Annotated in this window: 23 protein-coding genes, 1 tRNA gene, 1 rRNA gene and 1 riboswitch; of the genes, 3 read left to right on the forward strand and 22 right to left on the reverse strand. The window is 29.8% G+C overall.

Annotated elements, in window-relative coordinates:
• Positions 1–50: 50 nt before the first annotated feature.
• The 7 genes from pdxA to EJL03_RS12790 form a co-directional block, all read right to left on the reverse strand.
• The gene (pdxA, locus tag EJL03_RS12760) at positions 51–1,019 is read right to left on the reverse strand and encodes a 4-hydroxythreonine-4-phosphate dehydrogenase PdxA (RefSeq protein ID WP_125154354.1); all 969 of its coding nucleotides are present in this window, start codon (positions 1,017–1,019) and stop codon (positions 51–53) included.
• On the reverse strand, positions 1,019–2,233 hold the full coding sequence (locus EJL03_RS12765) for a four-carbon acid sugar kinase family protein (RefSeq protein ID WP_125154355.1): 1,215 nt from the start codon (positions 2,231–2,233) through the stop codon (positions 1,019–1,021). The genes pdxA and EJL03_RS12765 overlap by 1 nt, the downstream gene beginning before the upstream one ends.
• Positions 2,234–2,257: 24 nt before the next feature.
• The gene (locus tag EJL03_RS12770) at positions 2,258–3,211 is read right to left on the reverse strand and encodes a 2-keto-3-deoxygluconate permease (RefSeq protein WP_125154356.1); all 954 of its coding nucleotides are present in this window, start codon (positions 3,209–3,211) and stop codon (positions 2,258–2,260) included.
• Positions 3,212–3,276: 65 nt separating this feature from the next.
• Entirely contained in the window at positions 3,277–4,434 is a 1,158-nt protein-coding gene (locus tag EJL03_RS12775; RefSeq protein WP_125154357.1) for a UxaA family hydrolase, read from the reverse strand.
• Positions 4,434–4,733 carry a UxaA family hydrolase gene (locus tag EJL03_RS12780; protein WP_125154358.1) on the reverse strand — a complete coding sequence of 100 codons (300 nt, stop codon included), beginning with the start codon at positions 4,731–4,733 and terminating at the stop codon, positions 4,434–4,436. The genes EJL03_RS12775 and EJL03_RS12780 overlap by 1 nt, the downstream gene beginning before the upstream one ends.
• A gap of 323 nt (positions 4,734–5,056) precedes the next feature.
• Positions 5,057–6,970: a sigma 54-interacting transcriptional regulator gene (locus EJL03_RS12785; protein ID WP_125154359.1), complete on the reverse strand. Its 1,914-nt coding sequence runs from the start codon at positions 6,968–6,970 to the stop codon at positions 5,057–5,059.
• Positions 6,971–7,000: 30 nt separating this feature from the next.
• Entirely contained in the window at positions 7,001–7,438 is a 438-nt protein-coding gene (locus EJL03_RS12790) for a hypothetical protein (protein ID WP_125154360.1), read from the reverse strand.
• Between the two features lie 71 nt (positions 7,439–7,509).
• On the opposite strand from EJL03_RS12790, the gene EJL03_RS16125 reads away from it, so the two are divergent.
• A complete protein-coding gene (locus EJL03_RS16125) occupies positions 7,510–7,821 on the forward strand; it encodes a hypothetical protein (protein WP_164509079.1) in 312 nt (103 codons plus the stop codon).
• A gap of 80 nt (positions 7,822–7,901) precedes the next feature.
• On the opposite strand, the gene EJL03_RS12795 is transcribed toward EJL03_RS16125, so the two are convergent.
• Positions 7,902–8,618, reverse strand: coding sequence for a lysophospholipid acyltransferase family protein (locus EJL03_RS12795; protein ID WP_125154361.1), 717 nt, complete (start codon positions 8,616–8,618; stop codon positions 7,902–7,904).
• 134 nt (positions 8,619–8,752) lie between these two features.
• Here EJL03_RS12795 and EJL03_RS12800 point away from each other — a divergent pair, with 134 nt between their 5' ends.
• Positions 8,753–9,604, forward strand: a complete 852-nt coding sequence (locus EJL03_RS12800) for a ComEC/Rec2 family competence protein (protein ID WP_125154362.1) — start codon at positions 8,753–8,755, stop codon at positions 9,602–9,604.
• Here EJL03_RS12800 and EJL03_RS12805 read toward each other — a convergent pair.
• From EJL03_RS12805 to EJL03_RS12860, 12 genes are all read right to left on the reverse strand, one after another.
• The gene (locus EJL03_RS12805) at positions 9,596–11,020 is read right to left on the reverse strand and encodes an amino acid permease (RefSeq protein ID WP_125154363.1); all 1,425 of its coding nucleotides are present in this window, start codon (positions 11,018–11,020) and stop codon (positions 9,596–9,598) included. The two genes, EJL03_RS12800 and EJL03_RS12805, sit on opposite strands and share 9 nt — an antisense overlap.
• 103 nt (positions 11,021–11,123) lie before the next feature.
• Positions 11,124–12,176 carry a 2,4-diaminopentanoate dehydrogenase gene (gene ord, locus EJL03_RS12810; protein WP_125154364.1) on the reverse strand — a complete coding sequence of 351 codons (1,053 nt, stop codon included), beginning with the start codon at positions 12,174–12,176 and terminating at the stop codon, positions 11,124–11,126.
• A 41-nt stretch (positions 12,177–12,217) separates the two neighbouring features.
• A complete protein-coding gene (gene orr, locus EJL03_RS12815) occupies positions 12,218–13,315 on the reverse strand; it encodes an ornithine racemase Orr (protein ID WP_125154365.1) in 1,098 nt (365 codons plus the stop codon).
• 21 nt (positions 13,316–13,336) lie between these two features.
• On the reverse strand, positions 13,337–14,710 hold the full coding sequence (locus EJL03_RS12820) for a GlmL-related ornithine degradation protein (protein ID WP_125154366.1): 1,374 nt from the start codon (positions 14,708–14,710) through the stop codon (positions 13,337–13,339).
• A gap of 97 nt (positions 14,711–14,807) precedes the next feature.
• Positions 14,808–17,012 carry a D-ornithine 4,5-aminomutase subunit OraE gene (gene oraE, locus EJL03_RS12825; RefSeq protein WP_243108716.1) on the reverse strand — a complete coding sequence of 735 codons (2,205 nt, stop codon included), beginning with the start codon at positions 17,010–17,012 and terminating at the stop codon, positions 14,808–14,810.
• Complete coding sequence (locus tag EJL03_RS12830; RefSeq protein ID WP_125154367.1) at positions 17,012–17,377, reverse strand: ornithine aminomutase subunit alpha; 366 nt, start codon at positions 17,375–17,377, stop codon at positions 17,012–17,014. The genes oraE and EJL03_RS12830 overlap by 1 nt, the downstream gene beginning before the upstream one ends.
• A gap of 12 nt (positions 17,378–17,389) precedes the next feature.
• Positions 17,390–18,802 carry a 2-amino-4-oxopentanoate thiolase subunit OrtB gene (gene ortB / locus EJL03_RS12835; protein ID WP_125154368.1) on the reverse strand — a complete coding sequence of 471 codons (1,413 nt, stop codon included), beginning with the start codon at positions 18,800–18,802 and terminating at the stop codon, positions 17,390–17,392.
• Positions 18,803–18,842: 40 nt separating this feature from the next.
• The gene (gene ortA, locus EJL03_RS12840; RefSeq protein ID WP_125154369.1) at positions 18,843–19,133 is read right to left on the reverse strand and encodes a 2-amino-4-oxopentanoate thiolase subunit OrtA; all 291 of its coding nucleotides are present in this window, start codon (positions 19,131–19,133) and stop codon (positions 18,843–18,845) included.
• 291 nt (positions 19,134–19,424) lie between these two features.
• Positions 19,425–20,819, reverse strand: a complete 1,395-nt coding sequence (locus EJL03_RS12845) for a sigma-54 interaction domain-containing protein (RefSeq protein WP_125154370.1) — start codon at positions 20,817–20,819, stop codon at positions 19,425–19,427.
• Positions 20,820–21,188: 369 nt separating this feature from the next.
• On the reverse strand, positions 21,189–22,088 hold the full coding sequence (gene metA, locus EJL03_RS12850) for a homoserine O-acetyltransferase MetA (RefSeq protein ID WP_125154371.1): 900 nt from the start codon (positions 22,086–22,088) through the stop codon (positions 21,189–21,191).
• 13 nt (positions 22,089–22,101) lie between these two features.
• Entirely contained in the window at positions 22,102–23,388 is a 1,287-nt protein-coding gene (locus tag EJL03_RS12855) for an O-acetylhomoserine aminocarboxypropyltransferase/cysteine synthase family protein (protein ID WP_125154372.1), read from the reverse strand.
• Between the two features lie 37 nt (positions 23,389–23,425).
• Positions 23,426–24,673: a homoserine dehydrogenase gene (locus EJL03_RS12860; protein WP_125154373.1), complete on the reverse strand. Its 1,248-nt coding sequence runs from the start codon at positions 24,671–24,673 to the stop codon at positions 23,426–23,428.
• A gap of 135 nt (positions 24,674–24,808) precedes the next feature.
• Positions 24,809–24,919: riboswitch (SAM riboswitch) on the reverse strand.
• A gap of 413 nt (positions 24,920–25,332) precedes the next feature.
• On the opposite strand from EJL03_RS12860, the gene EJL03_RS12865 reads away from it, so the two are divergent.
• On the forward strand, positions 25,333–26,067 hold the full coding sequence (locus tag EJL03_RS12865) for a hypothetical protein (RefSeq protein ID WP_125154374.1): 735 nt from the start codon (positions 25,333–25,335) through the stop codon (positions 26,065–26,067).
• A 172-nt stretch (positions 26,068–26,239) separates the two neighbouring features.
• Here EJL03_RS12865 and EJL03_RS12870 read toward each other — a convergent pair.
• Together EJL03_RS12870 and rrf are read right to left on the reverse strand one after the other, a co-directional pair.
• Positions 26,240–26,314: transfer RNA gene (locus EJL03_RS12870), tRNA-Asn, on the reverse strand.
• Positions 26,315–26,322: 8 nt separating this feature from the next.
• Positions 26,323–26,439: ribosomal RNA gene (rrf, locus tag EJL03_RS12875) — 5S ribosomal RNA — on the reverse strand.
• Between the last annotated feature and the right edge of the window lie 38 nt (positions 26,440–26,477).

Consider the following 26,477-nt stretch of genomic DNA (forward strand, 5'->3'; position numbering starts at 1 on the left):
AATAAAAACGCAAGTACCTTTTAACGATACTTGCTATAATAAATTCTTATTCACTTAAACATTTTTGCTACTTCTAAAGCATTTAGTAAACTTTTTTCCTTGGCACTTCCTTTTCCTGCAATATCAAAGGCAGTTCCATGATCCACAGAAGTCCTTACTATTGGTAGACCTACGGTTACATTTACTCCTAAATCAAAAGCTAACAATTTAATAGGTATATGACCTTGATCATGATACATTGCTACTACTATATCATACTCTCCTTTAAACGCCTTTAAAAACACTGTATCTGGAGGCACTGGACCATCTACATCTATATTACTTTTTTTAGCCTCCTGTATGGCAGGATATATTTTTTTTATTTCTTCATCACCAAAAATTCCAGCCTCTCCTGAGTGAGGATTTAGTCCTGCAACTGCTATTTTAGGATTATTAATGCCCATATCTTTTAAATTTTCATCTGCCAGTTTTATTACTTCTATTATTCTTTCTTTATTTAATTTTTCACATGCTTCTTTTAAAGAAATATGGGTTGATACATGTATAACTTTTAAAGGTTCACTCCAAAGCATCATAGCATACCTTTTTGTATTTGTTAAAGTAGCAAAAATTTCAGTATGACCTTGAAAATTATGTCCCCCTAAATGCAAAGCTTCTTTATTTAATGGCGCAGTTACTACTGATTTTATTTTATTTTGCAATGCCCAATTTATAGAATTTTTTATATACTCATAGGCAGCATGTCCACATATTTTAGAAACTTTTCCTATTTTAAAATCCTCCATAGAAATATCAAACGTATTTACTATATTAATATCCTCTTCACGAAATTCCTCTATAGAAGTAATAATATTTAATTTACACTTTATATTTAACAATTTTTTGTAGTAATCAAGTACCTTTTTACTACCAAAAACTATAGAGTTTTTTCTATACTCTTCTTTTTTATTTAATGCTTTTAATATTATTTCTGGTCCTACTCCGGCAGGATCTCCCATTGTTATACCAATAAACTCCATTATAGATCCTCCTTTATTTTCTTCATACAATAACTTATAGCATTTTTTTCTCCAAAGGCACCAGCTTTAGTTATAATCTTTAATCCATGATATTTGCCACCCTTTAACTTCATAAGTGGTATACCTGGCATTATTTCCTCTATAATATTAGAACATATAGATCCTGTTTTATTTATAAAACTTATAGCTGTATCTCCTCCTGTTAAAAATACTCCTGACACTTCTGATTTTTCCATAATTTTATCTAAAATATTTCCCAAAATACTTTCAGTATACTGACTGACTTCCTCTGATGTCATTTTCATATCCTTCCCTACTATTATAGCCTTTTCATAATCATTTCTATCATATGTAGAGGTGATTATTAAATCCTTATCTTTTGATAATAAATTCACTGCATAATCTATATAATAATCTTCCTTTTCCCCAATTAAAACCTTATCTATGGGTAACTTTAAAATATTTATTCCACTATTTTCAGCATATCTTAACTGTTTTATAGAAACATCACTTATACTCCCTACAACAGCTATAGATGGCTTAAGTGGATTTTTTATTTTTAATATAGTATCTGCCATCCCTGCAGAACCTACCCATAATGTCTTTTTCCCCGTAACCAATACATTACTTACTATTCTAATCATATCATCACTGTTTTCCACATCAAAACTATATATTCTACCATTATTAAAGTTCATTTTCTCTTCTCTTATGTCAGATATATTATAATGAATGACCTTTTCACTAAAAAACTTTTTAATTAAGTTACTTATATTATCTTCTATCACTGGTTTTTTTGGATCTTTTGATAATTCCGTTTCTATAATCCTTATACCATTTAATCTATGAATTCCATTCAAGGTAGTTCTACCTATTTCAGGAAATGCCGGTGAAAAAATAATTATATCAGGTTCATATTCCTCGTCAATAGCCTTTACCTCTGCAGATATATTTCCCCTTAATGTAGAATCTACCTTCTTATATATAAACTGAAATTCGTAGGAATTTAAATTTTTTATAGAATCTTTTACCTTATCATATGCCTCATGTTCCGTAAGTCCTCTACTTTCGGTATCAATTACATAAGAGTTATTAGGATTTCTCATTTTATCTATATTAAATATTACTTCCGTAGTTATCCCTCTTTTTTTTAATTGCACCCCTGTATCATTTGCTCCTGTAAAATCATCTGCAATTATAAGATACCTTCCCATAACAATTCCCCTTTCAATTGATTTTTAGGCACTTACTTCAACTTTTTCTCTTTTTCTATCCAATTTATCCAGATAAGATACTAATAACGGACATAAAATAGCAGTTACAATAACTGCCGCTGCAACCTGAGCTGTTGCTGAAGCCACATAAGTATTTAAAGAAGGATCTGCCAATGCAATTGCTGCGGGAGTTCCCACTGCATTTCCCGCAGTAGTCCCAACTGCAGCACCTACAGCCTTTCTCTTTCCGAAGAAAGTTGTAGAAAAATACCCGCCAAGCCCTGTTATAAAAACTACAATAACTCCTAATAAAAGACCAGGTAATCCTGCTTTTAAAATTGTTCTAAAATCTAAAGCGGCCCCTAAAGGAAAAGCAAAAAACGGGATAAGTAATGTTTGTCCATTTGCTAAAAATTTTCTCATATCTTCATCAAGATTTCCCAAAATAAATCCAATTAAAATAGGAATTAAAACTGCTATTAGAGCTATAAATGGTATATTAGCAAGCCCTGAAATTCCAAAAGCTAACATCGTAAAAAAAGGTCCATCATTTAGTGATAATATGGAAATAGCTCCTACATCTGTAGAATCCCCATACTGACCTGCTAAAGCTGCATATAACCCACCGTTAGAATTGGTTATAGCTGCTACTAAAGCTAAAGGAGTTAGACCCAATAATCCAGCGTGTCCAAAGGTTTTTCCTACAAACCATCCTATAAAAGCTCCTATGATAAATTTTGTAAAAGTTAAAACTGCCCCTTTATAAAGTGGTTTTCCTGCTTGCCTTATATCTATTTGGGCTCCATTACAAAGTACAAACAAAGCTATTAATGCTGTAGCACTTTGCTTAAATAATGCTGTTGTAAATCCACCTATATTTAGAGCCTCTGGAAACAAAGTATTAATAGTTGCACCCATTAATAACGGGATAACCATAAGACCTCCTGGTACCTTTTCCACAGTTTTTAATATTTTCATATATTTACCCCCACATTCTAAAACTCATTTACTCCAATAGATTAAAAAATCTATTGGAGTTTAATTTAAAAAGTTGATATAAGCTTATATATACCAAACTCCCTATGATTTAATGCTTCTGACTTTGTAAATTTACCATTTATCACTTCACACATTTCCTTAAAAATCTCTTCCCCTACATCCTGTATAGTTTTAATTCCCTCTATTACTGTACCTGCATTTATATCCATATTATCTTTCATCATTTTAAATGTATCTGGATTTCCTGTGATTTTTATTACTGGAGTTATTGGTGAACCTGTTGGAGTTCCTCTTCCAGTTGTGAATAAAACTATCTGAGCTCCTCCTGCAGTCATCCCTGTAATAGATTCTATATCTTGTCCAGGAGTATCCATAATGTAAAGTCCCTTACCATCTGGAGCCTTTGCATATTCTAAAACTCCTTGAATAGGTCTAGTTCCACCTTTATATATACACCCTAAGGATTTTTCTTCTATAGTAGTAAGACCTCCTTGAATATTCCCTGGAGTAGGTTGTCCCCCCCTCATATCAACTCCCATAGTCATAGCCTTCTTTTCACAATCTGAAACTATCTTTAATATTTTATCCCCAACTTCCTTTGTTACTGCCCTTTTAGCTAAAATATGTTCTGCCCCTATAAATTCTGTTGTTTCCGAAAAAATAGATGTACCTTTACAATCAACTAATTTATCTGATGCATATCCTACAGATGGATTTGAAGCTAACCCTGAAGTAGTGTCTGATCCTCCACATTCTATTGCAATAGTAATTTCTGATAAATCTATTTCTTCTTTTTTCAATTTACCTATTTCATCACACATTTCCCTTAAAATTTTTATTCCCTTAGCTTCTGTGTTTAAAGTTCCACCATTTTCTTGAATTATTATATACTCTGACTTCTTGCCTGTTTTACCTATTTCCTTTGCTACTTTTTTTGCTGATACTCCTTCACATCCTAATCCTACAACTAAAACTGCCGCCACATTAGGGTTTTTTCCAAGTCCAATTAATATATCACTTGTTAATTCTAAGTCCGGTCCTACTTGACAACATCCATGTTGATTAGGTATAGATATTGCTCCATTTATATGATTTGCTATTCTAAATGCCACCTCACTTGCACAGACCGATGCAGGAATAACCAATATATGATTTCTTATACCAACAGCTCCATTTTCTCTTCTATATCCATAAAGTTTCATTACTTTAACACCTCCAAATCTCCTCTTCCTCTTTCACTTATAACATTATGAACATGAACATAATCACCTTTACAAATATCACTGGTTGCTTGTCCTATCTCTTCCCCATACTTTATTATTTCCTCTCCCTTTTTAATATCCTTTATAGCAAACTTATGTCCAAAAGGTATATGCTCATTAAGTCTTACTCTTTGTTCATCCCCAAAAATATCAATTAATATTTCTTGTTGTTTTTTTAAATATTTTACTGTAGTTGCAACATTATCATTTTCATTAGCTACTACCGCAAGTTTTAACATAATATATCCCTCCTAATATTTTTTAGACTTTATATGAAATATTAAAGCAAAATTCGTGCCAAATCCCTTCTATATTGAAATATTTTATTTATAATATAATATGCCTTTTTATCATTACAGTACAATAATGTAATCTAAGTGAGTAAATAAGCATTTTTTAGGCTATATTAGAAAAAATTACCTTAACATCATATAAATTTTTTATAGAATGCCTTAAGGAAAATAATATTATAAATATTTTAATTATTTAATTTTATGATGTATTATGCAACATAAATCTGTTTTATAATAAAAAAAATGATGCATATAGCATCATTTTTTATCTATCGTTTTATTTTTCTCCATATAGTACTTCTATCAATTTTTAAAACTTCACAGGTCTTATTAACAGATCCGTTATATTTATCCAGTACAAATTTTATATACTCCTTTTTAACTTCCTCTAAACTTTTATCATTGTAAACCACATATAATGAATTAGGATTTACAGATACAGACCTTTCATTATTATCGCCAATACACTCACAAAAACTACTATCCTCTACGATTATATCTTCCACTTGTAACTTAGTATCTTCTGATAATATTACAGCTCTTTCTAATATCCCTTCAAGCTCCCTTACGTTACCTCTATAATCATAATTTAAAAGTAATTCCACTGCTTTTTTAGATATTCCACATATATTTTTATTATATTTATTAGAATATTTTTTTATAAAAAAATCTCCTATTTGAAGTATATCTTCTTTTCTATTGTTTAAAGGCGGTATATTTAAAAACAATATATTTATTCTAAAATAAAGATCTTCTCTGAAAATATTTTTTTCTACCATAACCCTTAAGTTTTTATTTGTGGCACTTATTATTCTTACATCTATAGGAATTAACTTATCGTCCCCTATCCTCATTACCTGTTTTTCTTGTATTACCCTTAATAATCTTCCCTGTAAATTCAGTGGAATTTCCCCTATCTCATCTAAAAAAATTGTACCACCATGGGCAAGTTCAAATAACCCAGCTTTACCACCCTTACAAGCTCCTGTAAAAGCACCTTCTGCATATCCAAAAAGTTCACTTTCAATTAAATTAGGTGGCAATGCTGCACAATTTATAGCAACAAAAGGGCCCTTACTTCTTTCACTATAATTATGTATGCTTTGGCTAAATAATTCTTTTCCCACTCCTGAAGGTCCGGTTATCAGCACAGGTGAATCAAAGCTACTGTATTTTTTGGCTTTGATTATACAATCTTTTATAATCTTTGATTTATATATTATATCTTTAAAAGTATATTTAGCTAAAAAGCCCTTTTTACTTAAATTAATTCTTAACTTTTTCTCCAACTCTTGAATTTCAGTTATATCCTTAAAAGTAGCTACTGCTCCAACTATTTGTTTATCAACAACTATAGGGATTCTATTAGTAGCTATTTTAGACTTTTTAACTTCCTGTATTTCTCCAAATTCAGGTTCACCGCTTTTAACTACATTAATCAGCTTATTATTACTTATTATTAAATTTATATTTTTACCTATTACCTCCTTTTCTTCCATATCAAATATCTTTTGTGCCATATAATTGAAAACATATATTTTTTCTTCACTATCTATAGCAACTATTCCATTATCCACAAAATCTATTATAGTTTTAAAGCTTTGGGATTTTTCCTTTTCCATTTTAGTTATTTTAAATAATCTTCTTGCTTCTTCTATAGCATTAGTTATAGATTCTTTTCCGGATTTTATAATATAGCTTACACAATGTGATTTTTTTGTTACTCTATTCCCTATAGTATCCCCTACAAAAACCTTTATTCCATTATTTATATAAGGCATAATTTTGTATTGTGCATCCTCTTGGTTATCTATTTGAATTTTTACTACATCCATATGAAGCACTTCTTTTATTACCTCTGCCCCATCTATAATATTTTTGTATCCTACTACCCCTATCTTTCCTTTATAATTAATTATGTTTTTAAAACCTCTTAGTATATCAAAAGATGTCATTTTTATTTCTACCACTGGAACATCTACCGAATTTTTTATCATAGTATACGTTCCACCTCTAGAAATTATTACACTAGCTCCGTGTTTTACTGCTTTTTTTGCTTGAGTTACCCCCTTACTTAAATCTCCTAAAACTACTTCTATATTTTTATATCCCTTTTCTTTAATAATTTTATTACTAAGCTTATATAAATCAATAAAAGGAGCTATTAATACTATTTCCTTCATAAAATCATAATTCCCCCATTATAAAACACATTATCTATCCTTAACTCTAAATTGAATCTTTATATATTTTCCTTCAATTCTAGTTACTACAATACTATAGTTTTTATTTTTAATAATTTTTTCTAACTCTTTAGACTCTTCTTTATTAAATATTTTAATTACTTCATTATTTTTAGAACAAATAACCATTGTTTCTTTTCTTTTAATTAGGTATAAGTTGTCCCATTCCTTTATTTTATATCCTTTATTTAAAATATCTATAATTATGCCTCTATCCAAAATAAGTTCTATAATTCGTAAATACTTTTCCGTAAGAATTTCATTTTCAAGTTTTAGATGTTGTAATTTTTTAGTCTTCTCCTCTTTACTAAACTGCAAAACTTTAATTTGATTCTTACATTGTTCAATTCTTCTATCTAAATCTTCTAATTTATTTCCCTTTATTTTTGCATAAAACTTATTAAACATAAACTTCTCCATCCTTGTTTATATAAAATTATGGTGTAAAATATTATATATAGAAAAAATGAGGTGTTACTTTGAATATGCAAGATAAGCTACTCATAATTATATCAAATATAAAGAAAAAATTAAAATATTTGTATTTATCCTTATGTAAAAAAATAAAAATTTTTTACCATAAACACAAATATATAGAGGCACTTTATAACCCTTTACTAAAGGAAAAAATTGAAAATAAAAATACATTAACTAAAAATATTTCATTATTAAACCATTCAATTAAAAGTATAGATAACCAATGTAAGGATTTTAAAAACGAAAACTTAAGGTTAAAAAATAGTATATCAACGTTACAAAACCTACTAATATATAAAAATAATAGAGCTTAGAAGTTTTTTCGAAGCATCTAAGCTCTATTTTTACAATATTAATTCTATGTAATTATATAAATAAATTATAATATTTTTTATTAATACTTTAATATATTATTTAATATGCCCTTTATATCCTCCGCTAAATTACCTTTCTGCTCTTTAGTAAGATTCTCTACATATATAGGCTTAGCTATAGTAATTTTCACATTAGCACTCTTTAATTTATTTCCTTCATTAGCCTCCCTAGCTTTATATGTGCCATCAATAGCTATAGGTACAATAGGTACTCCACCTTTAATAGCTAATTTCATACTTCCCTTTTTAAATTCATTAAGCTTAGGTCCTTTGCTTCTTGTACCCTCTGGAAATATAACCATAGAATATCCTTTTTTTATGTTATCTATGCCCTCATTTATAGACTTTACGGCTTCTCTTATATTATTTCTATCCATAAATACACAGTGTATTTCTCTCATCCATGAACTTAATACTTTAATATTTTCCATTTCCTTTTTAGCTATAAATCCCATAGGCTTTTTTGTTGCTGCAAGTAACACTGGAATATCAAATAAACTTTGATGATTTGCCACATATACACAGTTTCCTTTTGGAATATTTGAAATACCTTCCACTTCTATGTTAATTCCTACTTTTTTCACTAAAAATTCTGCCCAACCTAATACCTTTTCATAGGCAAGTTTATCAGCCTCTTTAATTTTCCCCTGTTTTCTAAGAGAATTAATTCTAGGTTTTTTAAAAAGAGTTCCTACCATATAAATACCAAACTGTAAATATAACCATAAGTTTTTCATTTAAATTTTCTCCCTTGTAATCGCTAATTTTAATCTAATTATATCATATAGCCAAATTCTAGTGAAGTTTTACAAGAATTAATATTACTATATATGTCAATAATTAAGAAGAAAAATATTTTAAAGGAGTAAAAATGTTTAATTCTAAAAAATATATTTTCCTAATCGTTTCCATATTAATGTTATTTTCAAGTTGCAACTTGAAAAATAGATTTTATGATGACATTAATGAAAATATTTTAAAAATTCATTTCATAAATGTTGGTCAAGGTGACAGCACTCTTTTACAATTCAATAATAAAAATTTACTAATAGATTCTGGTCCTTTAAACAGCTTTGAAAACACTATAAAATACTTAAAAAAATTAAAAGTTAAGCAATTGGATTATGTAATAGCTACTCACCCCCATGAGGATCATATAGGTGCCATGAGTGAAATAATTAAAACCTTTGAAGTTAAAAAATTTTATGCTCCAAAAGTAACTTCAAATACAGACTATTTTTATAACATGATTAAGGAATTAAAGAAAAGTAATATAAAAATAAATATAGCTAAAGACCAAATAAAACTTCCCTTTGATGCTAAAATAAAATGTGTATTTCTTTCTCCAAATAGCAGTAATTATACTAATTTAAATAACTACTCTGCGGTTTTAAAAATTACCTATGGAAGATGTAACTTTCTTTTTACTGGAGACGCTGAATCTTTAGTAGAACAAGAAATATTAGATAAAAGATATAATATAAGCTGCCAAGTGCTTAAATTGGGGCATCATGGCAGCAGTACTTCAACCTGTGATCAATTTTTAGAAAAGACCTCTCCAAATGTTGCAATTGCAAGTTGCGGTAAAAATAATATATTTAATCACCCTAATAAAAAAACACTGCAAAAGTTAGCTGAAAAAGGAGTTAAATTATATAGAACTGATATTGATGGTACTATAGTTTTAGTATGCAACGGTTCTAACATTAAAAAATCAAACTGAAATTCTCCCTGTAGCTGCTAATATTATCATTATTATAGATACTATTAGTAAGATAGTGATGTAAAGCTTTTCTTTATTAGTAATACTTTCATTTTTCTCCCTTTTACCTTTAACATATATAACTATACCAGTTGAATACATAATAAATGCTAAACCTAAATATGCAATGCCCACAGCATATATAACATATATTGAATATAAAACGGCTATTAATGCTATTAGTTTTTCCTTTAAACACCCCTGCTCCCCTTTGTACACTTTAAATGCAAACATTGATGATATTAAATAAGGTAATAATATATTAGTAGTAGCTACATGGGTAGCTATATAATATCCTTTTTGTAATGCCGGTGAAAGTAGCGCAAATAAGAATATTTGTATTGCTCCTATTGTAAATAGCAATGCATTTATTGGTACATTCTTCTGATTTGTCTTTTTAAACCATTGAGGCATTAAATCATCTTGTACTGCGGGAACATATAATATTTCAGTTGTTAAAAGATTCCAACATAGTAGTGCTCCAATATTTGATATTATAATACCTAATTTTATTATTACAGCTCCAGCTTTCCCAAGAGAAGTTGCTAATAAAACATCTGCTAATGGAGTTGTAGACCCAACTAAAACTTTTGCTGGTACAACACCCATTGATAAGATCGATATTGATACATAAAGGGTAGCCGTAGCTAAAAGTGAAATTACAGTAGCTCTTCCCACTAACTGTTGAGTCTCTGCTCTTTCTGATAAAACTACTAAAGCTTCAACGCCTACAAAACACCATAAAACTGTTCCCATGGCTCCACTTACTTGTTTTCCAATGGTAGTAGCTTCCCCCGTTGAAGCTAATATATTTTTCCAATCTGCAATAAAAAATACTTCACCTTTAAATGCTAATGCCCCAAATATAATCACAAGAATTAGAGGTACAATTTTTGCAATTGTAATTACTACATTCAGCACTCCTGCCTCTTTTATACCCCTCCTTATTATAAAATAGTAACTCCATAAAAGAACTGACCCCAATACAAAAATTACAACTGGAGGCATTTTATATTGTGATCCAATTAGGCTATTAATAGTTTTAAAAATTAATATTATAAATGAAACATTTCCTAAAAATGAACTCATCCAATATCCCCATGCACAATTAAACCCTATAAATGGACCATATCCTGCCCTAGCATAGGAGTATATACCACCCTTAAGTTCAGGTCTTTTATTTGAAAGTATATTAAATACTAGGGCTAGCATTATTACTCCAAACACACCTATACACCAAGCTATAAGCACAGCCTGAGGATTAGAAGTGCTAATTAAATCTGTTGGGCTATTAAAAATTCCTGAGGCAATCATAGATCCTATACCCAAAGCTATTAATAAACCTAAACCTAGCTTCTTTTCATTATTTTCCCCCATTTTAATACCTCACATTCTCAAAATTTTTACACTTCTTATTTTTAAAATGGCTACTTTTTTAAAACAACAATCTTATAAAAAATAGCCATTTATTGCAGGAATATTATCTATCTTCCACCAAATCCCTAACATCACCTATTATTGCCCTTGGAACTGGCAAATCAAGCATGGTTTTTAATCCTGGAGTTGAATTCATTACAAGAGGAATCATATTTACACATATTGCTACAGTAGCTATACCCCCTGGTATTTCAGGCTTTATTTGAAGATCAATTTTAGGAGAACCTTTAATTGAAATATAGTCCCCAGTATCTACATTTTCTAGTTCTGGTCTTATCTGCTGTGGATGCTCCATTACTACAAACTTTTTCTCCCCTAAATTTGCATATCCAAGTTGTCTACATCCGGCAACATCCCCTGGGTCAACAGAAACAATATCAGTACTACGAGATACATTTGTAACTATTGCTTCCTTTTCCTGTTTTATATTGTCAAACTTAACATTAAAGGCTTCTTCAAACATTCCAAAAGATTGTAAAAATCCTACATGCCCTGCTACTTTATCTGTCTTTACCCCCTCTATAAATTCCTCAGGTTTAAGTCCAATTCCTTGTTCAACCATAACAGCTTTGCCAAAACATGCAAGATCATTCACTCTAGTAACTGTTATATCCTCTACATTATCACAAACTCCTGTAAGAGCAATTACCATTAAATCCATAATGAATCCTGGATTTACCCCTGTTCCTAAAATAGAAACTTTATTTTCCTTAGCTATTTTATCCATTTCCTCTGATAGTTCTGGATCTAAGGCCTTTGGATATGACATTTCTTCAGCTGTAGTTACAATATCCATACCAGCCTCTGCCGCCATTTTAATTAATGGAAATACAACCTTTGTAAAGGAAGCCGTAGCTAAAATACAAACATCTGCAAAACCTTTTTTTATAACCTGCTCTGGCCTATCTGTAATTATGCAATCATTATCCTCATTTTTTTCTATTTTTAATGTTTCATATAGTTTTTTACCTGCTTTTTTAGGATCTAAATCTATAGCCCCTACTATTATAAAACCCTTTTTTCCTAAAATCATGTTACAAATACCACTTCCCATTGAACCTAAACCCCAGACTACAACCTTTATTTTTCTTTTCATAATTAACCCCTCCATAAATCCATTTTATTTATAAATAGCCCTTAGCAATTTACCAAAGCATATTCTGGTTGTCTTTCATAATATTTTTTTACATAGTTTGAAGTCATGGCTGCTAGTATACAACCATAGTCCATTTTAAATTCAATAATATCACCAACTTTAAGTATGTTAATGCTATCTGTAACATCTAAAATTAAATGATCACTGCTTGCTCCAAATATACTTATATTTTTATCTAGTGGGAATAATCCATCTACTTTTATATCTTGCCTTCCAACAGCTACAATTGCTCTTTTTCTAATACCTTTATCTTGAAACCTAGGAGTATTTCCAAAGGCATCCATTCCAATTTTACCTGTTGGTACTGTTGGCTTATCTTTTATCTCCACTATTTCCCCTTTCAAAACAAAAGCATCATCATAACAATTTGGTATAGCATATCCAAAAGAAGTTTCTCTCCCAAGCACAATTCCCTCTCCAATTCTTAGTTGATTAACCTCCTTGGGAATAGTGTTATTCATAACTAAATATAAACTACTAGAATTTCCCCCTGAAATAATAGGCAAATTTAAATTATAAATATTCTTAATATCATTTCTTAAACTTACAAGCTTGTTTAAATTATTTTTATCAGGAATTACCCCTCCATAACAGGTTACATTTGTTCCAATTCCTATTAAATTGATGTTATCTAATTTTATTATCTCTTTAACAATATCCAAAGCATCCTCTATTAAAACCCCTTCTCTTAAATCTCCAATATCAACCATTAAAATAATATTATGCTGTAATTTAAATTGTTTAGCTTTTTTAGACAATACCTTTATGGTTTCTAATTCTGAATTTAAACTAACATCACTATATTTAACTACCTTTTCTGCCTCACTTTCCATAGAAATTCTAAGTAACATTTTATGGCAATCTAGTTTTTTCATCCTTTTTAAATTTTGAATTCTAGAATCACCAACACAATTAATTCCTCCTTTAAGTAAGGCTTCTACTATAGGAATCTGAGCACAAAATACCTTTGTTACACCAATAACATTTATATTTCTATTTTTACACATGGATAGAATTTGCCTTGCATTATGAGTTATTTTTGAAAGATTAACTTCTACACATGGGTATTGTTTTCTCATAGCGAGACTCTCCTTTTATCTTTATTCCTCTAAAAATTCCATGTCTTTTGTTATATTGAGACTTTGAGTAAGTAAGGCCTTACAAGCCTCCTTATTTTCTCTACTTAAAACCCCTGCGCATGCCATAATATAGTGTGTATCTAATAATGCTTTAGCACCTTTTCTAGGCGACATTGTAACATCATCTTTCATATACCTTATATTTAAGAGAGCATCCTCTCCCATAGGCAGTCTTGTTAATGCTCCTCCTGTACCAACAATATATTTTACTTGTGATAAATCCTTACCATAAGCTATAAACCCACTTTCACCACCATATTTTCTTTTTATGGTTCCCACGTGTCTACTTATAGCTACATCTACAGCTTTTTTTGTTAATATATAGCTTGCATTTATATCCTCATTTTCTGTTGGAATTGGTTTTATATGTGATAACATATACTCCTTATCTAAATTACCTAAATCTTTAATATCCAGTAATTCTATAACATTTTTACTATTTACAAATACCCCAATATCTCCTTCTACAGTTCTTTTAGCCTTTGGTTCAGGATTTACAAGCATATCTAAAACTATAGAGCTTCCTTCTGTAACCGAATGTACATCTGTGGTAGCACCACCTACATCCAAAACCACTAAATCCCCTATTAATTCATAAAGAATTTTTGCACTTTCCATTACTGCTCCTGGAGTAGGCATTATACTTCCATCTACCATTTCTTTTATTTTATTCATTCCGGGTGCTTTAACAATATTTTTTTCAAAAGCATCTTGAATTACCTTTCTTGCAGGCTCAACATTTAACTCATCTATACTAGGGTAAACATTATCAATTATATATAACTGCTGATCTTTAAATATCTCTATAATTTCCTCTCTGTTTTCTATATTTCCACAATATACTATAGGCTTATTAAATCTTTCATTACTAATAAGTTGTGCATTATAAAGAGCTGTTTCTCTTTCTCCGTAATCTGTTCCACCTGCAATCATTATTAAATTAGGATCTATTTTCCTAATATTTTTTATATCAATCATCCTCATTTTTCCTGATGTAACCATTTTTATAATTCCACCAGCTCCTAATGCTGCTTCCTTTGCTGCCTTAACAGTCATTCTTTCCATAAGTCCATGCACTGTTATTTTAAGACCACCTGCCGCGCTACTTGTAGCAAGCATTTTTCCCCATGTCATTCCCTCTCCTATTTTATTTTCTATTTCTTTTATGGCGTTTTTAAGGCCTATTGTTACATCTCCATCTAATACAGTAGTACAACTTTTACCTTGATATTCTGATTCTACATATATGTTCCCATCTTCTAAGTTTTTAATATTAAAGGCTGTTACAACCGTTGTAGTACTACCTATTTCTGCTATTAAGTAATCAACTTTCATAAAATACCCCCTATAAAAGTTATATTTATTTATCTAAAAGGTTATATATTTTTATATAGCCAGCAGTGAATTATGTAATTCTGCTAGCTATATATTTTTATTCTTCTTTTTCCGTATCAATTCCCATTAGTTTTTTTATAATAAAGGAGGCAACATCTGTACCATTAGAACCTCTTCCGAATCCAACATCCATTCCATTTTCTCTTGCTATTTCGTCTGTAACCTGAGTACCACCAGATACAAGTATCAATTTTTCCCTAACACCCTTTTCAACACATAAATCATTAAGCTTTTGCATATTTTTCGTATGAACATCATTATGAGTAATAATTGTACTACATAATATCGCCTGAGCCTTTGCTTCTATAGCTGCATCCACAAGTTTTTCTACTGGACAAGAAGTTCCAAGATATACTGCTTCTATTCCAAATTTTTCTACACCACCATGTTTAATATCAATAATTTCTCTAAGACCAACAGAATGTTCATCTTCTCCTACTGTTGCTGCAACTACTTTTATAGGGGTATCTTTTACAAAGTCTCTCATTTTAGAATCACTTAAGACCTTTCTCCTCTTTGGCAGTAGCAAAGTATCACGTTTTATAGGAGTAAAATTACACACTCCTTTAATCTCAACTAATGTTCCCTCCGCTCTTTGTAAAACTTGTTTATGAATAATTTCTACATCTTTTAAATTCATCCTCTTTCCTATTTCTAGTGCTGCCGCTTCACTTATTTGTTCATTTTCTGGTAGACACAATGTGACTTTTACATAACCATCCTTAGACCATTGAACCTCTGGTACTACTGTACCATCTTCTTTAACCTGCTCCATTCTTTTAAATACATTATCATTCTCATCAAGTTCATCTATATACTTAATTTTAAAGTGATTGCATAAAGTACATTTATTAATAGCATCACATGCTCCTTTGTATTCTTTTGGAATATTATTATATCCAAAATGTCCACAAACTGGAGCAAAATAATTTTCTTCTCTTTTTACTATTGTATCTACAGCATCTCCTCCATCCATCTTTCTTGCAATACCATCACCATTTCTTTCTGGATATAAGCCTGAATCTACAAAAAATCCTTCATCTACTGCCTTAAAATATCCTCCTACTTCTATCATTTCTTCTAGAAATAAAATTGACCTCTCTTTTAATTCTCTTACCTTTTCTGGTAAGTATCCTGATTTTTTAAGCTCTATCATATCCATTAACCCATCCATACTAACAAATGCTTGTTTTGCTGTATTTATTGCATGTATATTATTATAATGCCATGGAACATTTCTTCCCTCATCTGGCGTTATAGTACTTTGAATATCTGCTGAAGTTAATTCTGATATCAATAAGTTTAATGTATGACCAACTGTAGCTTCTCTTTCACAGGATTCTATATATTTAGTATTCATTTGTGCCCTCATTTTATATTTATCAAATAAATCTCTTAAAGCTACTGCATATGGAAGGTCATATCTCATACAAGGAGCTGGGGCTGATGTAGGGGGCACTGTTGACAATGCAATATTTTCTGGTTTCATTCCCACCATTTCTGAGAATTTAGAGTTTATAGCATGTTGTACCATAAGTTCTGGCATTACATTATAGCCTTTCATAGCTGTTGCATTGGCATTATGAGCTCCATCTATTTGAAGCATTCCAACAGATGCCATTACTCCCTTTGCAACTGCCGCATCTACAAAAGACCTAAACATATTAACATTTCTATAAAGTACATTATATTGAGGATCTTGGTGGGCGCCATTTACCCCTTCTTCTGCAAACATAACTGCTATGTCAGGTCCTGCAACACCTGAAACATATGAATGAAAATTAATTTTTCTTCCCACTTCTTTTTCAATTAAATCTATAGCTTTTCTAGTTGCTCTTACCTGTTTTCTAGTTATAGGAACTCCTCCTACTCCCTCTGGAGTACCTTCTATTAATCCATCAAAATGACTTTGACCTGCTGTTCTAATTACCATTAAATGATCAGCACCATGCCAAGCAGCCATTCTCATTCTTCTTAAATCATCTTCAAATCTTCCCGACGCTATTTCCGTGGTAATAACTGGTAGAGGTTGAGGGTCTATATTATTAAAACTTCTGGCAGCTGGTAATGGTTGACTATTTTTTAAAGGCTTAGATATTTCTTTAAAATAAAATTCTCCAATTTTACCTTCTTTATATGGTTCTCTCCAATGCCATCCTCTCCATTTAGGTTCATATTTATCTAAATCTTTTAAAATTTCATCTATATCTAGTTTTTTATTGCTATTTAACTTTTCAATCACTATTTGTCACCACCCTTCATATTTTCAATAACAAGGTCCCAACCTTTTCCCTTGCATAAATCTTCTCCTGCCTCTAAATAATTCTTATTAATTAGTTTCCCATAGGTTAAAACTACATTTCCCACACCCATCCCAAGTAAATTGTATTTTGTAGCATAATCTACTATAGGGTGAGCCTGTAAACTTGAAAATCCCATTCTTAAAAGTACTGAACGTTCTATTGCCGGTGATGTATGTGTATATGCTAAATCTACTAACGGCTTTATAATTTCTTCTGTAAGGGACCAAAATTTTTCATAAAGTTCACTATCATTTAACCCTTTTAAATGTCCTCTTCTTTTTTCATAATCATCTTGTCTTTTCATAAAATCCCCCTCCTACTCTATCTGAATATTATTTTCCTTTAATATTTTCATAACGTCCTTCCTACTTAACTTTGTTTCATCTACTAAGAAATCAAAATCAATATCTTGAATTTTATTATCTGCTACTTTTTTAAGTGAATTTTTAATATAAGAATTTCTTAAATGATCCATATCCATATCTTTTACAGATACTAGTTCTGGATGGGAAGGTAATATTATATTTTTACCTGGTATCTGATCCATTGGATTTCCTACAAAAATTTCTATTCCATTTTTCTTTGCAAAATTTAATTGAGGTATTAAATGTTTACCAGCTCCCGTATATTCGGTTTCCTGAACTACTAATATTTCCTCATTATCATATTCCTGTGCAATAGCAAAAGCTGCTGCCAAAGATGTATTACCAGCTGGTCCTCTCTCCAACCCTTCTAATTGTGCCAAAAGTTCTGTCATCCAAAATACTTCACCCTGACTTATAGTTACATATCTATCTAAATATCTTAAAGGTCTTGCTGCACTTCTTGGTACATCGGATCTATCCGGATTTGTCATAAATGGTATCCCAAATCCTGTATGACCAGTTGTAAAGGATTTCTTATTAAAATCTATATCAGAGGCCATATGTAACCCTGAAAGGTCTACAGATGCACCTATAATTTTAGTATCCTTTGCTCCTGTCTTTATAACACCTCTAGCTGTACCAGTAGTATTACCACCACCTGCATGAGTTACAATTATAGAAGCAGGTTCCTTTCCTAATGCCTCTCTACACTCTTTAACAATCTCCTTACCTAAAGTCTCTATACCTGCTATACCATAGGTTGAATATAATGACGCATTATAATATCCTGTTTCCTCAAGTATTTTTAAAAATGTATAAAATAACTCTGGTCCCACAGTAAGCCTTAATACCTCTGAGCCATATCCTTCGCACTTTCTGCCCTTCTCTAATATCTCTGGTTGCCCTATTTTCTTAGAATCATAACATTCATTGGCTATTATGCATCTAAGGCCTCTTATATTCGCTTGTGATGCTACTGCTGCTCCATAATTTCCGGATGTTGCCGCTGCAACTCCTTTATATCCTCTTTTCATAGCATCATATACAGAAACACTAGCCCTTCTATCTTTAAAACTCCCTGATGGATTACAACTTTCATCTTTAACAAATATTCTAGCAGCCTTACCGGTTTTAGATACCTTTCTTGCTAGTTTTGTAATATTTCTAAGTTCTAATAATGGTGTATTGCCTACTCCCGCTTCTTTTTGAATGCTCTCTATTTCCTCCAGTGAATAGCCTATGTCTTCCATAAGTTTTTCATAATTGAATGAAAGCTTTCCATCTTCATATTTATCATAATCTATCCCAACGGATTTTAGCATTATCTCATTTTTTCTAGCCATAAGCTCTTCATATTTATTCATAACTTATTACCTCCCTTTTAAAATAAAACAGTGAATTAACCTATTCTTTTAAAATTTTCCTTGATTGTTTACATATATATTCCATTTCTTTTATATATTTACCAAATGAGTGATAATATCCCGGTTCCACCTCTACAACTTTTCCCCTTACCACTCTTCCTACTATTGTTTCTACTTGGACTTCACTACCAATTTCACAATCACTTAAGCAATTTCCCCTTACCCAACATTTTAAAGGTGTACTTTTAGTTTCTTCTGGTATATTTTTTGCTCTATGCTCTGGGGTCAAAACTACCTCTTCAATTTCCACCCAAGTTCCCTTTTTTATCATAAATTTTCACCTACCATAAATATTTTTATTTAGCCTTATTAAACCTTTACAATCTTAGTATAGCAATTTATATGCCACAAAAAAAAGCCTTGGGTTTATGCACTTTAGCATAAACTTAAGACTTTTAACTGCAAAATATTTTGCGTATTTTTTTAATTTTTATTAGTATTCTTCAGTATGTTTCAATAAATTTCATATTGTAGACCTATGCAAAATATTTTGCTATATAGGTGAAATATTTTTGCACTTATCTAAATTATTTTTATTTTCTAAATATTTATAATGTGATTTCTACTTTTTTATACCATATTTTTTTAGTTTATACTGCAAATTTTGTCTTGAAATGTTAAGCTTTTTAGAAGCCTTACTAATATTATAATTACTTTCTATAAATGCTTTTTCTATTATTTTTATTTCAATATCTTTTATATAATCTTCCAACGAAAAATTCTCATAAATATTTAAACTATCTATATTTAAATTCATTTTATTGTATAGATTATTAAATACTCTACACTCAAAATGTTTTTGACTTAGAAAGGATTCGTAACTTGTCATATTCATAGCAGACTCAATTGTATTTCTTAACTCCCTTATATTTCCCGGCCAATCATATTGTAAAAACTTTTCCATAACATCTTTATCTATACTTTTTATTTCTTTTCCCAACAGTTGATTGTAATATTTAATAAAATTTTCAACCATTGGTTTTATATCCTCCTTTCTTTCTCTTAAAGGAGGTATAGTAATACTAATTACACTTAATCTATAATAAAAATCCTTTCTTAACTTTCCACTTTCTATAAGCTTTTCAGGTTCTTCATTTAATGTAGCTATAATTCTTACATCCACATCTATGGTTTTATTACTACCTATAGGTCTTACACATCCATCTTGAAGCACTCTTAAAAGTTTTGATTGTAGATAAGGTTCCATAGAGTTAACTTCATCTAACAATATAGTCCCTTTATTGGCTTGTTCAAATAATCCTTTCTTATTTTCTGCCCCAGTAAAACTTCCTTTTTCCGTACCAAATAACATTCCTTCTAATAATGCAGCAGGAATGGCTGCACAATTTATAGGTATAAAAGGTTTATCCCTTCTTATTCCATCATAGTGAATACTTTGAGCAAAAACTTCCTTACCACATCCTGTTTCAGCATAAATCAAAATAGGAGAATTTGATATGCTAGCTCTTTTAGCTTTTCTTATAATTTTTTTCATCTCTTCTCCATTAGCATATATATCATTAAAGGTATAATGTTTCTTCATTTCCTTATGGGAGCACTGTAATTTATAAATACATTCTGTAAGTTCTTTTAGTTGTGTCATATCCTTAGCAATTTCAATTGCTGCTATACTTTCCTCATCTTCGATTACCGGGACTGTAGTATTTATAGTAATGACTTTTTTATTAAATTCATTACTATATTTTTGTATTGAATCTTCAATTTTTTCTTTAGTTTTCAAAGCCTTCATAAGGGTAGATGAATTCTCCTTTACATCTTCTAGGTACTCATTAACTCTCTTCCCCAACACATCTTTAGGCTCAATCCCCTCTACTTTTCCCATGCTTTTATTATAATAAATTGTTCTACCACTAGAGTCAACAACATGAATTCCCTCCTCTAAATTCTCTAATAAACATTGAAGAATTTTTTCTGCATAGGACAAATTATTAATCATAATATCCCCCTTATTCTTTAGCATTTCCCTATATATTATTTATACATATAAATTATATGACTAATTCCTTTTATTATCAATAATTCAATCGTTTACAGGGATATGAAAATCTATAAAAATTAAATTATTAACTTATACATCCTTTCATTTATAAAATTAATTAAAAAGTCTCAAATAATCTCAAAAATACTCATTTACTAAACTCTAAAGCTTCTAATTTAAAAACTTATCAGATAATTATTACATATAGGATATTAGTAACACTTTACTAAAGTTTATTTGTACCTTTTTATTCAATAGCATAAATTTATGCTATAAAAAAAGCCCTCTACAATTGAAGGCTTTTAAAACTTAATAATAATTTGTATTTTAATACACAGTTTGTTGATAAACATAATAATTTAACCAATTTGAGAATAATAAATTTGCATGTGATCTCCACTTTACAATAATATCTTTACTTGGGTCATCATCTAAAAAATAGTTTTTAGGAACATCTATTTTAAGTCCCATTAAAATATCTCTTTCGTATTCATTTTTTAAAGTTAATGGATCATATTCTGAATGACCTGTAACAAATATTTGTTTCCCACTTTTAGACGCCACTATATAAACTCCAGCCTCTTTTGATTCTGCTAAAATTTTAAGTTCTTTAACCTTTTTTATATCACTTTTTAATACTTCACTATATCGTGAATGTGGTGCATAAAATTTATCATCAAATCCTCTTAAAAGTTTAACTTTTTTATGCAAAACTCTATGAGGAAAGACTCCAAAAATTTTATTTTTCAAGTAGTGTTTTGAAATTCCATAATGATGATAAAGTCCTGCCTGTGCAGCCCAACATATATGGATTGTTGATGTTACATGTTCTTTTGTAAAATCCATAATCTCCTTTAATTCATTAAAATAGTCCACTTCTTCAAAGTCTAAATGTTCAATAGGTGCCCCTGTTATTATCATTCCATCAAATTTTTCCTTCTTAACATCCTTAAAGGAATAATAAAATTTTTCTAAGTGCTTTTCCGAAGTATTTTTTGATTTATGAGAATCTATTCTTATAAGTTTTATATCCACTTGAAGAGGGGTATTTCCTAATAATCTTAAAATTTGCGTTTCCGTTTGAATTTTTGTAGGCATCAAATTTAAAATTCCTATTTTAAGAGGTCTAATGTCTTGGTGCAATGCTCTACTTTCATGCATCACAAATACATTTTCTTTCTCTAAAATTTTTGATGCAGGAAGATTTTCTGGTATTATAATTGGCATATTTTTCTCACCCTTAATCAAGCTTTTCTAAAGCCTGTTTAAAATCATTTATTATATCTTTAATATCTTCAATCCCCACAGAAACTCTTATTAAATCCTTTGTAACCCCTGAAGCTAGTTGTTCCTCTGAATTAAGCTGTCTATGAGTTGTACTGGCTGGATGAAGAACAGAAGTCCTTGCATCTCCTAAATGAACAACCAATGCAGCTAACTTTAAATTTCTAATAAACTGCTTCCCAGCCTCTACTCCTCCTTTTATACCAAAGGTTAATATACCACTAGCTCCCTTTGGTAAATATTTATTTGCTAGATTGTAACTTTTGTGACTTTTTAAAAGAGGGTAACTAACCCAATTAACTTTTTCATGGCCTTCTAAAAATTCTGCTAATTTTAAAGCATTATAACTATGTCTGTCCATTCTTAAATGCAGTGTTTCAAGACCTAAATTGAATAAAAACGCATTAAAAGGACTTGAACAGGCTCCTAAATCTCTTAATAATTGAACGCGTGCCTTTACAATATAAGCGGCATTTTTAAAAGTTTTAACATATTGGATGCCATGATAACTAGGATCTGGATTTGTAAATTCAGGATACTTTCCATTTTCCCAATTAAAATTTCCTCCATCTACTATTATTCCCCCTATACTAGTAGCATGCCCATCAATATATTTTGTTGTAGAATGTATAACAATATTTGCTCCATAACATAGTGGGTTGCATAAATATGGTGTAGCTATAGTATTATCTACAATAAATGGTACAGATTTTTTCTTTGCAATTTTAGAAAATTTCTCAAAATCTAATATATTTAATCCCGGATTTCCTATAGTTTCTCCAAAAATAGCCTTAGTGCTTTCTTTAAAGCAATTAAGTATTTCCTCTTCTTTAGAATCTGGATGAACAAAGGTTACATCTATTCCAAATTTTTTTAGTGTAGTGGATAGTAAAGAAAATGTTCCTCCATAAAGGGTAGAGGCTGCTATAATATGTTCTCCATTTTTACATATATTTAAAATAGCTAGTGCTGTTGCTGCTTGACCTGCTGATACTGCAACAGCTCCAATCCCTCCTTCTAACTCCCTAACTTTTTCCTCAAAAGCCTGGATAGTTGGATTACTTATCCTTGAATACATATGTCCTTCTGATTTTAAATCAAATAAGTCTGCCACCTCATCTGGATCATCATATTTATATGTGGTACTTTGATATATGGGTAAAATCCTTGGTTCCCCTGATTTTGGCTTATAGCCCCCTTGTACACATATTGTACCCTTATTAAATTCTAATGTTTTTCCCATTATTACTTCCCCCTTAAATTTATTTTTCTCTGTTTTCTTACAATATATCATCTAATTTTAAAATACTTTTTACAGAAATAATTTCTCTGAAATCCTCTAATTCTTTAATTTTTACATTTAACTTATTCTCATTTTCACTTTGAACAAATATTACTACATCTTCACTATTTATATTTCCTTTATTTAATTTATAATGCTTTTTAAATATATTATTAATTATAACCAAAGCTTTAGATTTATCTGAACTCTTTATTCTAAGCATCCAGCTATTTTTATGTGCCCATTGTACTGTTATTTTACCCTTTGTTAAACAATTTGATCTTGTATTTTTATTTTTACTTTGTATAACATCTATAATATCTCCTAGAACAGCACTTGCCGTTGGTAACTTTCCTGCACCTTTTCCATAAAAGAAAACTTCCCCTACAGCATCCCCATTAATCATAATTCCATTATATTCATCCTCTATTTTTCCAAATTGACTTTCACTCTTTACAAGAACAGGTCTTACTGACGCATAAATTTCTTCTCCATTTTTTTCACTTACAGCTATTAATTTAATTTTACATCCAACTTCCTTTGCAATATTTATGTCCACCTGATCTATTTCATTTATTCCTACAGTCTTAATTTTTTCCCAATCTATTCTCTTGTTATATGCTGTAGTTGAAAGTATTGCAAGCTTTCTAGCTGCGTCGTATCCCAATACATCCGACTCTGGATTCGACTCTGCAAAACCTAATTTTTGAGCTATACTAAGGGCCCCATGGTAACTTATATTATCCTCATACATCTTTGATAATATAAAATTTGTTGTACCATTTAAAATTCCTTTAATACTTTTAATTTCATTTCCTAAAAGACATTCATTTATTGGTTTTATTATAGGAATCCCTCCACCTACACTTGCTTCAAAATATAGCTTTACTTTATTTTCTTTAGCTATATTTAGTAACTCCTCTCCATGTTTAGATATTAAATCTTTATTGGCAGTTACTATATGTCTTTTTAACTTTAATAATTTTTTTACATAATCATAAGTAGGATCTATTCCCCCCATAACCTCTACAACTATATCTAAATCTTCATTAAAAATTTCTTCTATATTATCAGTGAAAAGATCTGTTTTTAGTTTTCTTAAATTTTTAAACATGTCTCTAACAAGAACTTTCTTTACACTTACCACTTCTCCAGTTGTCTCTTTTATTTTTTTTATATTTTTCTCTATAAGTTCTAAAACCCCTGATCCTACGGTACCATTTCCCAATATACCTATATTTATCATAAAATACCTCCTTTAATTTAAATAATTCTAAGTGGTAGGGGGTTACTATATTTTAAAAAATAAAAAAACCCCTTCAATCTTTCGATAAGAAGCGGTTACTCTGCAGTAAACTATTAATTATAATAGTCTTGTCACTTCTTATCTCTCAGGATATTACCTGCAGGAATTAGCACATTTCTAGTTTAAAATTAAACTAGCTGTTGCCGGGTTTCATCGGGCCAGTCCCTCAACCACTCTTGATAAGATTAATCTTATATTTAATTTTAAATTCAATTTTACACATATATTTCTAATATGTCAAGTAATATTTTCTAATTATTTTTACACTTTTTATCAATATAAATAGCAATAATAAAAAATATATTTACTACACTCACACAGTTATTATTATAACCGTGTATATAATATATATTATTAAATTACAATACCATATAATTTAATTTTTTTATAATTATAATCAATAAATTTAATTATAACAATTATAATTTTTTAAATAACTATATAAAAATAACAAAATTATAGATATGAAACTATAGTATTACATTTTATTTTTACGATATTTAAATAAATAGTACGATTGATATGTTAAAATATGTTTGTTATACTATAAGTAATAGCTGATTTTCATAATATTGAAATATATTTAGGAGGCAGATTGTATGTTCAAAGAAGTTTGGAACGAATATAAAATTAGTTTCAAATTTTTATTACCATTCATTTTACTATTATCAGTATTTAATAGTATTGGTCTTACCACAAATTTTGATAATAGCGATTTTTTTACTAGGGGTGGATCTTTAACAAAAAACTTCTCAGTATTTAAAGAAATAATGACAACTAACTATTTAACTATTTTATTTGATTTATTTATAGGTTCCTTATTGATTTTAACTATTCTTGTAATTATAAACTCTATCTATAGTAAAAATCATGTGCGTTATTATGAAATTTTTAAAGAAAGTAAAGGCCTTTATTTAAAATATCTAGTATTAGATATAATTACCAATAGTATTTTTGTAGTAGTAAGCATTTTAGGCTTTTGGTCAGTAATGGCTCCAGTTACCATTTTACTTTTAATATGCTTAAGTGTTCTCTTAATTCCTTGTGAAGCCTATTTAGTATGTTACAATACAACTCCATTAGAAGCCTTAAAAAAAGGCTTTAAGGTAGGTAAAAAATATTCAGGTGAAATATTAATATTATGTATTACACTAGGTATTCTTACTGGCTTAGTCTCTTTAATACCAACAGTAAAAACTAGTATGATAGTTTTATTATTAGCAAACATTATTAAAACTAGTATATATTCTTATTTATATGCCTACTCTATAAATATTTGTAGAAAAGAAAGTAAATATAATAAAAATAGTAAATTGATTAATAATTTAACTTAATTAAAAAGACCTTCATTAAAAATGGAGGTCTTTTTAATACAATACAACTAATTATTCGTAATAAAAAACTTAGTTAATAAATTTTATTATATCATAATTAATAAATAAATCTAAACATTAAAAAAAGACTTTCTATAAAAGAAAATCCATATGCTACTTTAGTATAAAAAAATGGCTCCGTGGAAAGGATTTGAACCTTCAGCCCTTCGGTTAACAGCCGAATGCTCCACCATTGAGCTACCACGGAACATTTTGACCTGGCGACGACCTACTCTCCCACAAGGCCTCCCTTGCAGTACCATCGGCGCTTTGAAGCTTAACCTTCGTGTTCGGTATGGGAACGGGTGTTACCTTCAAGCCATAATCACCAGATACTGATTTACAGAAATCTTCGATTTCACTTTAAATCA

This window comes from Clostridium rectalis, from assembly GCF_900626095.1.
GTDB classification, from domain to species: domain Bacteria; phylum Bacillota; class Clostridia; order Clostridiales; family Clostridiaceae; genus Clostridium_AS; species Clostridium_AS rectalis.